Source organism: Dechloromonas hortensis (genome assembly GCF_009469765.1).
In the GTDB taxonomy this organism is placed as follows: Bacteria; Pseudomonadota; Gammaproteobacteria; order Burkholderiales; family Rhodocyclaceae; genus Azonexus; species Azonexus hortensis.
Genome location: NZ_SSSQ01000001.1, coordinates 344,576 through 358,193 on the forward strand (window position 1 = coordinate 344,576; position 13,618 = coordinate 358,193).

Consider the following 13,618-nt stretch of genomic DNA (forward strand, 5'->3'; position numbering starts at 1 on the left):
ACTGCGCGTGCACGATTACAAAACAGACATAAAAGGTTAACAGCAATGAACGTCAAAGTTCACTACCGCATCACTCAGGATCGCGCTGGCCTCCCGCAGGACTTTGCCGGCGCCCGGCGCTTCGTCGCAACCGAGGACCAGGCCATCGAAGACCTGGCGAAATCCCAGTTGGCCGCGGATTACCAGATCCCGACCAGCGCCGTCGTGATCTGCAGCATCGAGCACTAACCGCCACCGCGCAGGGTCGCCCGGTCGACCCGCGCCAGCAGTTTTTCCGCCCCGTCCCGGCTACCGTCGCGGACGCTGATTTCAACGCGCAGCAACGGAAGTTGCAGTGCACCAATGCACACTCCTTTTTCGCTGCGCAAGGCGAAATGTAGTTGCGCGCCGTCGGTGGCCAGCAGCAAGCCGCTGTCGTCCACCGTCACCCCCTCGGCAAAGGCCAGCCGCAAGGCCCGTTCGAACTCGGCCGGCGTGCTGTTCATCAGGCGAACCGGCTGGCCGCTCCACGGCAAAGCACCGTCAACCACCGGCAATCGGCGGCCAGACGGCGAGCGTGTCGCCGTCCTTGAGGCAAGCGCTCGCCCGCTCCCCGGGCGGCACGAACACCCCATTCAGCAAGACCAGATGCGTCAGCTTGGCGGGCAGCGAAAATGGCGCCAGCACGGCGTCGACCACAGCATTCTCGGCCACCTCGACTTCCAGGCGGTTGTTCCGGGTGCCGGCCGGCAGATAGTCGGCGAGCGTCGCATAGAGCTTGACGGTAACCCGCATCGCCTTAGCTGTTCGGCCGCTGGCAGGCGATATAGGCCTCGGCGAAACGCGTCGGCGTCTGCAGCAGAGTTTGCTTCCAGGCACCCAAACGGGTCTTGCCCTGGATCAGCCCGCGCAGCGCGCCGACATGCTCGGTCAGACCGACCGCCGTTGCCCCGACCAGGATGTCACCGTCGAATTGCAGGCTGATGTAGCGACCGTTCGCCTCGTCGGCCCGCTCGACCCCCTCGCCGCCGGGCACGCCCTGCCACTCACCGAAGGATGAGGAAATCATGCCCAGCGAATCGAGCACGTTGATCGCCAGTACGCCTTTCATCCGGGCCGGCTGCCCGGCCATGTTGAGCGCCGCAACCCGGGCCTGGTCGGCCGCATTGGGCTGGATCGCCGCGACCAGATGGCGCCCCGAAAAGAGATCGGGCGCCTCGGCGACATCGCCCGCCGCATAGATGCCGGGCACCGAGGTCTGCATCGCGTCATCGACCAGGATGCCCTTGGCGACATGCACCGTCGTGCCTTCGAGAAAGCTGACATTGGGCGCCACCCCGGCGGCGACGATCAGCAGATCGCAGGCCAGGCTCTCGCCGGTGGTCAGGGTCACGCTGAGCGGAGCCGTCTCGCCCGGCTCGATGCGCTCGACACCGGCCTTGGTGACAACCCGCACGCCCTGCTTTTCAACCCAGCGCCGGATCATGCCGCCGGCTTCCGGCGTCATCATGCGCGGCACCATGCGATCGCCCATTTCGACGACGCTCAGCTCGACACCGCGTTTGACCAAGGCTTCCATGATGATGCAGCCGATGAAGCCCGCCCCCAGTTGCACGACGCGCGTGCCGGGTTTGGCCAGCGCGGCGATGGCGCGGGCGTCATCGAGCGTCCAGCAGGTTTGCACTTCCGGCAGATCGATGCCGGGAATCGGCGGCCGCACCGGGTGCGAACCGGTGGCGATCAGCAGCCGGTCATAGCTTTCGAAATGGCCATCGGCGAACAAAACCGTCTGTTTTTCGGTGTTGACCGCCACTGCCCTGCCCTGCAACTGGCGAATGCCCAGCCCGCTGAAATGATCGGGCGCCTTGCGCAGGTAGGTGCCGCTTTCATCGATATTGTTTTCGAGCAGGTAAGGAATCGCCATCCGCGAATAGGGTGGTGCCGCCTCGTTGCCGACCAGCAGGATGTCGTCAGCCGGTGCCGCCCGGCGCAGGGTTTCGGCGGCGACGACGCCGGCCGGGCCGTTCCCGAGAATGATGTGTTTCATGCCTTGCCTCTCCGAAGGGGAAAGAAAACGGGGCGGCAATCAGCGCCACCCCGTCTGCATCAGGAAGCGCTACAAGCCGAGACGTTGCAGCGTCGCCTGTTCGGGCACGCCGGCACTGTCCCAGCCACGCACCTTGTAGTACTCCGGCTTCATCTTGTCGAGGCCATTGACCAGCCCCTTGGCCGGCCCGGTCTTGGCGGGTTCGGTCTTCAGTCGCGGCGGCAGGTCGTCATCCTTCGCGCTCAGACCGGCCGCCAGGTTGAACTGGCGTTCCATGTTCCAGATCCGTTCGCCGACCAGATTCAGCTTGTCCATCGACCAGTCGCCCTCGCAGGCCGCCTGCAACTGCGGCTGCACGTCGGCCAGGGTCCAGGCAAAGCTGGTGAAGACGCAGATGCCTGCCGAATCGAAGATTCCGGTCGCATCCTGGAAGGCCTTGACCAACTCCGGCTTGCCGTCGGTAGTCAGCGGATCGGTCTTGACCGGGATGCCGAGCACTTCGGAAGCCACCGTGTAACCGCGCAAATGGCAGGCGCCGCGGTTCGAAGTGGCGTAGGCCAGCCCCATGCCCTGAATGCCGCGCGAGTCGTAGGCCGGAAACTCCTGGCCCTTGACGCTCATCGACAGTTCCGGATGACCGTACTTGGCACACAGCCGGGCGCTGCCCAGACCGAGCTCCTTGCCGAAGCCTTTGCCATGGGCCGTCATCTCGACTAGCTGGCAGAGGGCTTCGGCCGAACCGAAGGGGGCGTCAAGGCCAATCTGCTCCTTGGAGAGAATCCCGGTTTCATACATTTCCATCGCCGCGCCAACCGTCGCCCCGAAGGAGATCGGGTCCATGCCGTGCTCGTTACACAGCAGGTTGGCGTACTGCAGCGCTTCCAGGTCGCCCACCCCATTGGCAGCGCCGAGCGCCCAGGCCGCCTCGTACTCGAGGCCGCCGGAAGCCCCCCAGTATTTCGGGCTGTTTTTGACGCTGAAATGCGTTTCGTCGATTTTCGAGATGCGGCCGCAGGCGATGGTGCAGCCGAAGCAGGCGGCATTAGTCACCAGCTGCGCCTTGCCGTCGCTCGGCCGCTTTTCGTGCATCGCCTCGGCCGAAATCTTGCCGGCTTCCTCGAACTGCACGTCGCGGTGGTTGCGCGTTGGCAACGCGCCCATTTCGTTGATGACATTCATCAGCACCTGCGTCCCGTACTTGGGCAGGCCCTGACCGGTCACCGCATTGTCGGCCAGCACTTTCTTGGCGGCATTGGTCGCAGCCAGGAAAGCCGGGAAATCCTTGATCCCCGACACCCCTTTCGTGCCACGGATCGCCACCGCCTTCAGGTTCTTCGAGCCCATCACGGCGCCAACCCCGGAACGACCGGCGGCCCGGTGCAGGTCATTGACGATGCAGGCGAACATCACCTGGTTTTCACCCGCCCCGCCAATCGACGAGACGCGGATCAGCGGGTCCTGGTGCTGGCGCTTGATCGTTTCCTCGGCTTCCCAGCAGGTCTTGCCCCATAGGTGCGCGGCGTCGCGCAGCTCGGCCTTGTCGTTCTCGACATAGAGGTAAACCGGCTTCGGCGACTTGCCTTCGAAAATGATCATGTCCCAGCCGGCAAACTTCATCTCGGCCCCGAAAAAGCCGCCGGAATTCGAGCAGGCGATGGCGTTGGTCAACGCCCCCTTGGTGACCACCGTGTAGCGGCCGCCGGTCGAGGCCATCGTCCCGGTCAGCGGGCCGGTGGCCATGATCATCTTGTTGTCCGGCGACAGCGGATCGACCTTGGGGTCGATTTCCGAGATCAGGTATTTCGAAGCCAGGCCGCGCGAGCCGAGGTAGTCATTGGCCCAGGCCATGTTCAGCGGCTCGGGGGTGCAGGTGCCGGCGCTCAAGTTCACGCGCAGGACTTTACGGTTCCATCCCATGATCTCTCCTCCTTACGCAGCAACGGCAGCGGTATTGGCCTTGGCCGCCCAGGCCCGCATGCGGTCCAGACCGGTCCAGTCGGCGTCGACATAGGTAATCGCCGCGGTCGGACAGGCCTCGGCGCATTTCGGACTGCCGCCGCAGAGGTCGCACTTCTGGACCTTGCCGACATCGGCCATGTAATTGACCGTGCCGAAAGGACAGGCGATGGTGCACACCTTGCAGCCGACGCAGATCGCCTCCTTGACGACCTTGGCCCCGGTCGCCGCATCGAGGACGATGGCATCGACCGGACAGGCGTTCATGCACCAGGCATCGGCGCACTGGGTACAGGTATAAGGCACCTTGCGGCCTTCGTGCTCGAAGTCGAAAACCTTGATGCGGGACTTGGAAGGATTGATGGCACCGGTATGTTCGTAGGAACAGGCCATCTCGCACTGCAGGCATCCGGTACATTTGGCCGGATCGATGTGAAGCGACTTTTGCATGGTGTCTCCTCCATGAATTGTGGGGTGTCGCATACGGATTGCGCTGACTGGCAACGCACCGGGAAATAATGGAACAAAGCAGCGCGTAAGTCATGTTGCAGCGCAGCAGCAACAATCTGTTACACAAGGGAACGAAAGGACGACAGACCCGGGAGCAGCAGGAACATACACTTCAGTTGTGCATTGAACCCTCCTCTCGAAATCCCCCCTTTCGAGAATTTACCCCCGCCACTGGCGGGGTTTTTTTTGCCCGCTCGCCAAGCGCAAGCCGTTATAATTGCGCACTTTTATTTTTTGCGCATTGAGGTATTGAGCATGGCCGAGCAACATTCTTCCAAGAGCATCATGTGGGCAGTGATCATCGTTGCCGTCGCCCTGATCGCTATCGTCTATCCGCTGACCGTCAAGAAATCCACCTCCGCTGCCGATGCAGCCGGCGGTAACGACGAGGCCGACATCCGCATTCAACCGGTTGCCAAGTTCGAACTGGCCAAGGCTGCTGCCCCGGCCGCTGGCGGCGCCCCGAAGGATGGACCGACCGTCTTCAATTCCGTCTGTGGCGCCTGCCACAATACCGGCGCCGCTGGTGCGCCGAAGGCTGGCGACAAGGCCGCCTGGGCACCGCGTCTCGCCCAGGGCAAGGATGCGCTGTACAAGAGCGCGATCGCTGGCAAGGGCGCCATGCCGCCGAAGGGTGGCGCTGCCGATTTGTCCGACGGCGAAATCAAGGCTGCCGTCGACCACCTGCTCGGCCTGGCCAAGTAAGCGGTTCAAACAACAGCAAAAACGGGGAGGCCACGGCCTCCCCGTTTTGTTTTCCGGGCAATGAAAAAGGCGCCTCGTGGGCGCCTTCGGTCAGCCGGGCTTTTGGAGGGCCTGTGCCGACCTGGTGGGGATTCCCCTTACTTCTTGGCCGGCTCGACCGCTGCCGCAGCTTCAGCCTTCGGCTCGACCTTCTCGGCACTCTTCTTCGCAGGCTTGGCCTTCTTCTCGACCGGGGCTGCGGCTTCCTTCTTCACTTCCGGTGCAGCGGCGGGGGTTGCGGCAGGCTTGGCGGCCTCGGCCTTGACGGCGCCTTCAGCCATCTTCGGAGCTTCCGCCTTGGCGCTGGCGGCAACCGGCGCGGTGGCCGCCTTGACGTCGGTGGTAGCCGGTTTTACATCGGCAGCGTGAGCAATACCGAAAGCGGCGGCAAAAGCGAGAGCGATGAGTTGTTTGGTCATTTTGAATCTCCTGAGTTATTCGGTTTTTGATCCGGCTTTGCGAGATTGCGCTGCCTTGTGTCGAATAACGCAGGCGATGACCGCGCCGATGTCATAAGGACGGTAACCCGCTGTAACGCGGTGTGACCGAGCGGTTAGCGCTTGTTGCCGGCGAGCATCGCCTTCATCGCATCGAGCCGGGCGCTGCCGGTCGCCTTGTCGGGCGGCGCATCCTGCTTGCCGCCGGAGAAGCGGACATCCTCCTTGCCCATCTCGTCGATGAAGCGCGAAGGTTCGCAGGGGACGAATTCGCGCGCCTGCTTGCGCCGTTCGCAGTAGGAAATGAACAGGGCGCGCTGGGCGCGGGTAATGCCGACGTACATCAGACGGCGTTCTTCCTCGATCTTGCCGGGATCGGTCGATTCGCGATGGGGCAGGATGCCCTCTTCGACGCCAACCAGGAATACGTACTTGTACTCCAGCCCCTTCGAGGCATGCAGGGTCGACAGCTGGACGGCGTCGACTTCCTCGTCGTTCTGCTTGTCCAGCATGTTGATCAGCGCGATGCTCTGGGTCAGGTCGATCAGCGTCTTGCCGTCCAGTTCGCCCTTCTTGTTCAGCCAGTTGGCGAATTCGCAGACATTGCCCCAGCGCGTTTGGGCCGTGCGCTCCTCTTCGTGATCGTAGAGGAAGGCCTCGTAATCGATGGCTTTCAGCAGATCGGGCAGCACCTGGTGTGCCGGCTCGCGTACCGCGCGTTCCTGCGTACGGTTGATGAACTGACAGAATTCGAGCAGCGGATCGAGTTGGCGGGGCTGCACGCGCTGCGCGAAACCTTCCTCGAAAGCCGCCTGGAACAGCGAGATATGGCGTTCGCCGGCATAAGTGCCGAGCACCTGCAGCGTCGCCGCGCCGATACCGCGTTTGGGCGTTGTGGCGGCACGGATGAAGGCTGGGTCGTCGTCCTCGTTGGTCAGCAGGCGCAGGTAGGCAATGATGTCCTTGATTTCCGCCTTGTCGAAGAAGGACTTGCCGCCAGAGAGCAGGTAGGGGATGCGGTGGTCGCGCAGGTATTCCTCGAAACCTCGCGCCTGGTGGTTCGAGCGGTAGAGGATGGCATAGTCCTTGAAGTGTGCGCGATGCTCGAAGCGGTGCGCCTGCAGCTTCATGACCACGCCTTCGGCCTCAGCATCGTTGTCGCGACAGGCGGTGACGTGAATCGGCTCGCCGAGGCCGAGATCGGACCACAGCTTTTTGTCGAACAACTTCTCGTTGTTGGCGATGACGTTGTTGGCCGCCTTCAGGATGGTGACCGTCGACCGGTAATTCTGTTCGAGCTTGATGACCTTGAGGGCCGGGAATTCGGCCGGCAGCTTCTTCAGGTTGTCGATGTCGGCGCCGCGCCAGCCGTAGATCGCCTGGTCGTCGTCGCCGACTGCGGTGAACTGGGCGCGGACGCCGGTCAGCAGCTTGAGTAGTTGATACTGGCAGGCGTTGGTGTCCTGGTATTCATCGACCAGCAGGTAACGCAGCCGGTTCTGCCATTTGTCGGCAATCTCCGGATGCTCGCTGAATAGCTTCACCGGCAAGCCTATCAGGTCGTCGAAATCGACCGCCTGATAGGCTTTCAGCGTCGCCTCGTAGGACAGGTAGGCGTGGGCGGCAAGGTTTTCGTGTTCATCGCGGACCAGGTGGCGGGCCGCCTCGGGTGTCACCAGCGCGTTCTTCCAGTTCGAGATGATCGACTGCAGGATGCGCAGCGTCGCCTTGTCGACGGTCTGCGCCACCTCGCTGATGATGCCGCCGCAATCGGCCGAATCGAAGATCGAGAAGCGCGGCTTGTAGCCGAGCGCCTTGGCTTCCTCACGCAGGATGCGGACGCCGAGCGAATGGAAGGTAGAAATCTGCAGATCGTCGGCATGCTGCTTGGGCAGGATCTTGCCGATGCGCTCCTTCATTTCCTTCGCCGCCTTGTTGGTGAAGGTGATGGCCGCGACATTGCGCGCCTTGAAACCGCAATCCTCGACCAAGTAGGCGATCTTCTGCGTGATCACCCGGGTCTTGCCCGAACCGGCCCCAGCCAGCACCAGCAGGGGGCCGTCGAGGTAATGGATCGCTTCGCGTTGCTGGGGATTGAGGCCGGACATAGCTTCCTGAAAATAGCAGCGCCCCGGCCAAGCGGGGCGCCCAAATGCGTGGGGATGGATTTTAACCCAGCGCTAAAGGGATGAAAATCATGGGTTTTTCGCCGTCGACCGCAGCGCTCGGCAAGGTCGAGTGCAAGCGGCAATCGCCTCAGGCCTGATCGTCGATATGACCGGTGGCCGCGCCCAGCGCGTCGCCCTTGATCAATTCGTCGGCCGCCGTTCCGAGCGCAGCCAGTTCGGCCGCCATCTCGCGGGCATCCTGAAAAACCCGCTGAGCACCGGAAAATTCGCCGATCGCCCCAGCCTCGATTTCGGCCATTTCCTGTTGCAGGCTGCGCTGGCGGTCGCCTTCGATGCCTTCCAAGGCCTCGACCCGCCGCACCTGTTGGCCGGCGACATGACGAGCCCGCTCCCGGGATTCCTGGGAGAGGCGCTGCGTGGTCGATTCGAGGCGGTTCAGTTTCATGGACGGGCTCCTCAACCCGTCAACGGCACTTTGCCGCCCCGGCTTTAATTAAAGCGCGCCGAATACCTTCTTCAGCAGATCGCTGCCGGCCCCGACCGGGTTGGCGCGCAGCTTTTTCTCTTCCTCGGCGATCATCAGAAACAGTCCATCCATCGCCTTTTGCGTGACATAGCCGTCGAGGTCGGCGTCCTTCTGGTCGATCAGGCCACTGCTCGCCGCCTTGCCGGCAAAGCTGTTGTACTGCTCGGCCAGTTGCAGCTTCTTGGTCGAGGCTTTGACGATGGGCATGAACTTGGCTGTCAGCTGCTCGGTCGAGGTGCGCTTGAAGTATTGCGTCACGCTGTCCTCACCACCGGTCAGGATGCCCTTGGCGTCCTGCACGCTCATCTTCTTGATCGAGTCGGTGAGAATCGGCTTGGCTTCGGCCACCGCCTGCTCGGCCGCGTGGTTCATCGTTTCGATCAACTGGTCGGCCTGCTTGCCAAGACCGAACATGCGCAGGCCGCTCTCGGCTTTTTGCAGATACCCGGGCAGCGGAATCTTCACCTTGCTGTTGCCGAGGAAGCCGCCCTCCTTGCCCAGCGAGGCGACCGCGTAATCCGCCCCCTTGGCCAGCGCTTCCTTGACGCCGGCGCTGGCATCACCGGTCGAAATGGCGTCCAGCCCGGCGGCGTGGACGAGTCCGGCGGTCAACAGCAGAAAAAGGGCAAAAAGCGGAGCGAGCAGGCGGCGCATGGTGTTCTCCTGAAAATCAGACGATATCGAGGTGACCGATGCCGGTGGTCAGGTCGCGGTCCTTCGATTCCTTGCCGTGCAGCTTGATCTGCAGGCGCAAATCGTTCAGCGAGTCGGCATTGCGCAGCGCATCTTCGTAGGTGATGCGGCCGCCCTCATAGTGATCGAACAGCGCCTGGTCGAAAGTCTGCATGCCGAGTTCGCGCGACTTCTTCATGATTTCCTTGATCTCATGCACCTCGCCCTTGAAGATCAGGTCGGAGATCAGCGGCGAATTGAGCATCACTTCGATGGCGGCAACCCGTCCCTTGCCGTCCTTCTTCGGAATCAGGCGCTGCGAGACCATACCGCGCAAGTTCAGCGAGAGGTCCATCAGCAATTGCTGGCGACGCTCTTCCGGGAAGAAGTTGATGATGCGGTCGATCGCCTGGTTGGCGCTGTTGGCGTGCAGCGTCGCCAGACAGAGGTGGCCGGTTTCGGCGAAGGCAATGGCGTAGTCCATCGTGTCGCGGTCGCGGATTTCGCCCATCAGGATGACGTCCGGCGCCTGACGCAGCGTGTTGCGCAGCGCCGGGCCCCAGTCGTCAGTATCGACCCCGACTTCGCGCTGGGTGATGATGCAGTTCTTGTGTTCGTGCACATATTCGATCGGGTCTTCGATCGTGATGATGTGGCCGTAGGAGTTCTCGTTGCGGTAATCGACCACCGAAGCCAGCGATGTCGTCTTGCCGGTACCGGTGCCGCCGACGAAGATGACCAGGCCGCGCTTGGTCATCGCGATGTCCTTGATCACCGGCGGCAGGCCGAGTTCGTCGATCTTCGGGATGCTCATGTTGATCGTCCGGCAGACGACCCCCATGCGGCCCTGCTGGACGAAGGCATTGACGCGGAACCGGCCGATGCTGGCCGGCGAGATGGCGAAGTTGCACTCCTTGGTCGCCTCGAACTCGGCGGCCTGGCGGTCGTTCATGATCGAACGGGCCAGTTCGGCGGTGTGCTGTGAAGTCAGCACCTGGTTCGAGACTGGCGTGATCTTGCCGTCAATCTTGATCGCCGGCGGAAAACCGGCGGTGATGAACAGGTCCGACCCTTTTTTCTGCGCCATCAGGCGCAGCAGGTCGTGCATGAATTTCATTGCCTGGTCGCGTTCCATATCTTCCCCTCGCTTATATTTGACCGGCGAATCAGGCCGGGAAGGCATCCTTGTTGGCGGCCTTGTTGCGCGCTTCGGCGCTCGACACCAGATTGCGGCGGACCATGTCGAGCAGGTTCTGGTCGAGCGTCTGCATGCCGAAATTCTGGCCGGTCTGGATCGCCGAATACATCTGCGCGATCTTGTTTTCGCGGATCAGATTGCGGATGGCCGGCGTGCCGATCATGATTTCATGCGCCGCGCAGCGCCCCTGGCCGTCCTTGGTCTTCAGCAGGGTCTGCGAGATAACGGCGCGCAGCGATTCGGACAGCATCGAGCGGACCATTTCCTTTTCCGCCGCCGGGAAGACGTCGACGATCCGGTCCACGGTCTTCGCCGCCGACGAGGTGTGTAGCGTGCCGAACACCAGGTGGCCGGTTTCGGCCGCGGTGAGCGCCAGGCGGATGGTTTCCAGGTCGCGCATTTCGCCGACCAGGATGACGTCCGGGTCTTCGCGCAGGGCCGAGCGCAGCGCGTTGGAGAAGGACAACGTGTGCGGCCCGACTTCGCGCTGGTTGATCAGGCACTTCTTGGCTTCATGGACGAATTCGATCGGGTCTTCGACGGTCAGGATGTGGCCGTAATCGTTTTCATTGATGTGATTGACCATCGCCGCCAGCGTCGTCGACTTGCCGGAACCGGTCGGCCCGGTGACCAGCACGATGCCGCGCGGGTATTCGGAAATGTCCTTGAAGATTTTCGGGCAGTTCAGTTCTTCCAGCGTCAGCACTTTCGACGGAATGGTCCGGAATACGGCGCCGGCGCCGCGCTGCTGATTGAAGGCATTGACCCGGAAACGGGCCAGGTTGGGAATTTCAAACGAAAAGTCGCATTCCAGCGTTTCTTCATAAACCTTGCGCTGGCCGTCGTTCATGATGTCGTACACCATGCCATGCACATCCTTGTGCTCCATCGCCGGCAGGTTGATGCGGCGCACGTCGCCATGGACGCGGATCATCGGCGGCAGGCCGGATGAAAGATGGAGGTCGGAGGCCTTGTTCTTGACGCTAAAGGCCAGCAGTTCGGTGATGTCCATGCGGGGATCGTCCTTGAAGCGCGTTTGGCGCGTGTATACTGGAAACAGACGTGATTCCAATGGATTATGAGCGCAATCGCCACCAACCTGCAAGCTGTCCGGACGCGCATCAGCACTGCCGCCAAGGCCGCCGGACGCCCCCCGGAAAGCATCGCCCTGCTCGCGGTCAGCAAGACTTGGCCGCTGTCATCCGTTATTGACGCCGCCACCGCCGGGCAGCGCGCTTTTGGCGAGAATTACGTGCAGGAAGGCGTCGATAAGGCGATTGCCACGGTCGACCGCGCCCTGGACTGGCATTTCATCGGCCCGCTGCAAAGCAACAAGACTCGGCCGGTCGCCGAGCATTTTGCCTGGGTGCATTCCATCGACCGCCTGAAAATCGCCGAACGCCTGTCGGCGCAACGGCCGGCCGACCTGCCGCCGCTCCAGGTCTGCATCCAGGTCAATGTTTCCGGCGAAGCGAGCAAGAGCGGCTGCCATCCCGACGAAGCGCTCGCCCTGTGCCAGGCGGTCGCCGCCTTGCCCAGGCTGACCCTGCGCGGCCTGATGGCGATTCCCGAACCGGCCGATAATGAAGCAGGCCAACGGGCGCCCTTCCGCCAATTGCGGGAAATCTTCGAAACGATCCGGGCGGCCGGTTTGCCGCTCGATACTTTATCGATGGGCATGTCCCACGATCTTGAAGCTGCCATTGCCGAAGGCGCGACCATCGTCCGCATCGGCACGGCCATTTTTGGTGAAAGAAACTACGCATGAAAATTACCTTCCTCGGCGGCGGCAACATGGCCAACGCGCTGATCGGCGGCATGTTGAAACAGGGCTTCGCGGCGACCGACATCAACGTCATCGACCCGGGCAGCGAGGCGCGGGCCAAGCTCAGCCAGAGTTATGCGGTGAACTGTCTGGAATCGGCCGAAATGCTGGCCAGCGTCGGCGATCTGCTGGTCCTCGCGGTCAAGCCGCAGCAAATGAAAGAGGCCGTCGCCCCGCTCGCTGCCAAGCTCGGCCAGGCCGTCGTTGTCAGCATCGCGGCCGGCCTTGATCTGGAAACCCTGTCCCGATTCCTCGGCGGCCATCGCAAGATCGTCCGCTGCATGCCGAACACGCCGGCCCTGATCGGCGCCGGCATCACCGGCCTCTGTCCCTTGCCGGAAGTCAGCGACGATGAACGCGCCGCCGCCGACCGCGTGCTGCGCGCCGTCGGCACCACGGTGTGGATCGCCGACGAAGGCAAGATGGACGGCGTCACCGCCCTTTCCGGCAGCGGCCCGGCCTATGTCTTCCTGTTCATCGAAGCGCTGCAGCAGGCCGCCGCCGACCTCGGCTTCACGGCTGAGCAAGGGCGCCTGCTGGCCATCGAAACGGTACAGGGCGCCGCGGCCCTTGCCGCGCAATCGAGCGAGCCGGCCGCGGTGCTGCGCGAGCGCGTCACCTCCAAGGGCGGCACCACCGAAGCGGCACTGCGTACGATGGCCGAACAGGGCGTCAAGGAAGGCATCGTCGCCGGCGTCAAAGCCGCCGAAGCGCGCGGCCGCGAACTCGGCAAACTGCTGGGCGCCGCCTGATGCAAGCCCTCGTTTTCCTGGTCGATGCCGTCGTCAGCTTTTTCTGCACGCTGTTCCTGCTGCGTTTCATGATGCAGGCGATGCGCGTTTCCTTTGCCGGGCAGATCGGCGATTTTGTCGTCAAGCTGACCAACTGGGCGGTCAAGCCGCTGCGCCGGATCATCCCCGGCCTCGGCGGCTTCGACTGGGCCAGCCTGTTCGCTGCCCTCGCCATCCAGTTGCTGCTTTCGGCGCTGCTGGTCGGCATCTCCGGCCAGGTGATCAGCGCCGATCCCGGCACCGTGGCGCTGATGGCAGGCTGGTTCGCCATTCGCACCCTGCTCCGGCTGGCGGTCTACATCCTGATCGGCGCTTTGATCCTGCAGGCAGTGCTGTCCTGGATCAATCCCTACTCACCGCTGGCGGCACCGGCCCACCAGCTGACCCGGCCGTTGCTCGACCCGATCCGGCGCATCATGCCGGCGATTTCCGGCATCGACCTGTCGCCGCTGGTCGCCATCCTGCTGCTGCAGGCCGTGCTGATGTTCCTGTGAGCATTTGGTGGCGGCTGGCGGCCGACGGCCGCATCACGCTGACCCTGCACATCCAGCCCGGCGCCAAGAAGACCGAAGTCGCCGGGCTGCATGGCGAGGCGCTGAAAATCCGGCTGGCGGCACCGCCGGTCGATGGCAAGGCCAACGAGGCCCTGATCAAGTTCGTCGCCGAAACGCTGCGTCTGCCCAAATCGGCGGTCAGCCTGAAGAGCGGCCAAAACTCGCGACACAAAGTGCTGGAGATCGTCGGCACGACGCCGGCCGCGGTGGCCGAACTGGCACCCAAATGAAAACGGCGGGCAAGCCCGCC

The 13,618-nt window shown here is 63.0% G+C and carries 17 protein-coding genes; 6 read left to right on the plus strand and 11 right to left on the minus strand.

Going from position 1 to position 13,618, the window contains the following annotated elements:
* The first annotated feature begins 45 nt into the window (after positions 1-45).
* On the plus strand, positions 46-228 hold the full coding sequence (locus GH663_RS01695; protein WP_066885372.1) for a hypothetical protein: 183 nt from the start codon (positions 46-48) through the stop codon (positions 226-228).
* Here the strand turns inward: GH663_RS01695 and GH663_RS01700 are convergent.
* The 5 genes from GH663_RS01700 to GH663_RS01720 form a co-directional block, all read right to left on the minus strand.
* Positions 225-530, minus strand: a complete 306-nt coding sequence (locus GH663_RS01700) for a hypothetical protein (protein WP_153130006.1) — start codon at positions 528-530, stop codon at positions 225-227. The two genes, GH663_RS01695 and GH663_RS01700, sit on opposite strands and share 4 nt — an antisense overlap.
* Complete coding sequence (gene thiS / locus GH663_RS01705) at positions 523-774, minus strand: sulfur carrier protein ThiS (RefSeq protein WP_153130007.1); 252 nt, start codon at positions 772-774, stop codon at positions 523-525. The genes GH663_RS01700 and thiS overlap by 8 nt, the downstream gene beginning before the upstream one ends.
* A 4-nt stretch (positions 775-778) precedes the next feature.
* A complete protein-coding gene (locus tag GH663_RS01710; protein ID WP_153130008.1) occupies positions 779-2,026 on the minus strand; it encodes an NAD(P)/FAD-dependent oxidoreductase in 1,248 nt (415 codons plus the stop codon).
* A 69-nt stretch (positions 2,027-2,095) separates the two neighbouring features.
* Entirely contained in the window at positions 2,096-3,943 is a 1,848-nt protein-coding gene (locus tag GH663_RS01715; protein ID WP_153130009.1) for an aldehyde ferredoxin oxidoreductase family protein, read from the minus strand.
* Positions 3,944-3,955: 12 nt separating this feature from the next.
* Positions 3,956-4,432, minus strand: coding sequence for a 4Fe-4S dicluster domain-containing protein (locus GH663_RS01720; protein ID WP_153130010.1), 477 nt, complete (start codon positions 4,430-4,432; stop codon positions 3,956-3,958).
* Positions 4,433-4,747: 315 nt separating this feature from the next.
* Between GH663_RS01720 and GH663_RS01725 the strand changes: the two genes are divergently transcribed.
* A complete protein-coding gene (locus GH663_RS01725; RefSeq protein WP_153130011.1) occupies positions 4,748-5,197 on the plus strand; it encodes a c-type cytochrome in 450 nt (149 codons plus the stop codon).
* A 137-nt stretch (positions 5,198-5,334) separates the two neighbouring features.
* Here GH663_RS01725 and GH663_RS01730 read toward each other — a convergent pair whose 3' ends face one another.
* The 6 genes from GH663_RS01730 to GH663_RS01755 form a co-directional block, all read right to left on the minus strand.
* Positions 5,335-5,655, minus strand: a complete 321-nt coding sequence (locus GH663_RS01730) for a hypothetical protein (protein ID WP_153130012.1) — start codon at positions 5,653-5,655, stop codon at positions 5,335-5,337.
* A 134-nt stretch (positions 5,656-5,789) separates the two neighbouring features.
* Positions 5,790-7,781 carry a UvrD-helicase domain-containing protein gene (locus GH663_RS01735; RefSeq protein WP_066885397.1) on the minus strand — a complete coding sequence of 664 codons (1,992 nt, stop codon included), beginning with the start codon at positions 7,779-7,781 and terminating at the stop codon, positions 5,790-5,792.
* Between the two features lie 148 nt (positions 7,782-7,929).
* Entirely contained in the window at positions 7,930-8,247 is a 318-nt protein-coding gene (locus GH663_RS01740; protein WP_153130013.1) for a hypothetical protein, read from the minus strand.
* Between the two features lie 48 nt (positions 8,248-8,295).
* A complete protein-coding gene (locus tag GH663_RS01745; protein WP_066885403.1) occupies positions 8,296-8,982 on the minus strand; it encodes a DUF4197 domain-containing protein in 687 nt (228 codons plus the stop codon).
* A gap of 16 nt (positions 8,983-8,998) precedes the next feature.
* A complete protein-coding gene (locus tag GH663_RS01750) occupies positions 8,999-10,135 on the minus strand; it encodes a PilT/PilU family type 4a pilus ATPase (RefSeq protein ID WP_066885406.1) in 1,137 nt (378 codons plus the stop codon).
* Between the two features lie 31 nt (positions 10,136-10,166).
* The gene (locus tag GH663_RS01755) at positions 10,167-11,210 is read right to left on the minus strand and encodes a type IV pilus twitching motility protein PilT (protein WP_153130014.1); all 1,044 of its coding nucleotides are present in this window, start codon (positions 11,208-11,210) and stop codon (positions 10,167-10,169) included.
* 66 nt (positions 11,211-11,276) lie between these two features.
* Here GH663_RS01755 and GH663_RS01760 point away from each other — a divergent pair, with 66 nt between their 5' ends.
* From GH663_RS01760 to GH663_RS01775, 4 genes are read left to right on the plus strand one after another with little or no spacing between them, the layout of a single operon-like run.
* On the plus strand, positions 11,277-11,966 hold the full coding sequence (locus GH663_RS01760; protein WP_153130015.1) for a YggS family pyridoxal phosphate-dependent enzyme: 690 nt from the start codon (positions 11,277-11,279) through the stop codon (positions 11,964-11,966).
* Positions 11,963-12,775 carry a pyrroline-5-carboxylate reductase gene (gene proC, locus GH663_RS01765; protein ID WP_153130016.1) on the plus strand — a complete coding sequence of 271 codons (813 nt, stop codon included), beginning with the start codon at positions 11,963-11,965 and terminating at the stop codon, positions 12,773-12,775. Before GH663_RS01760 ends, proC begins: the two co-directional genes overlap by 4 nt.
* The gene (locus GH663_RS01770; protein WP_153130017.1) at positions 12,775-13,308 is read left to right on the plus strand and encodes a YggT family protein; all 534 of its coding nucleotides are present in this window, start codon (positions 12,775-12,777) and stop codon (positions 13,306-13,308) included. The genes proC and GH663_RS01770 overlap by 1 nt, the downstream gene beginning before the upstream one ends.
* Positions 13,305-13,598 (plus strand): DUF167 domain-containing protein, encoded by a 294-nt coding sequence (locus GH663_RS01775; RefSeq protein WP_153130018.1) that lies wholly within the window; start codon positions 13,305-13,307, stop codon positions 13,596-13,598. Before GH663_RS01770 ends, GH663_RS01775 begins: the two co-directional genes overlap by 4 nt.
* Positions 13,599-13,618 lie beyond the last annotated feature (20 nt).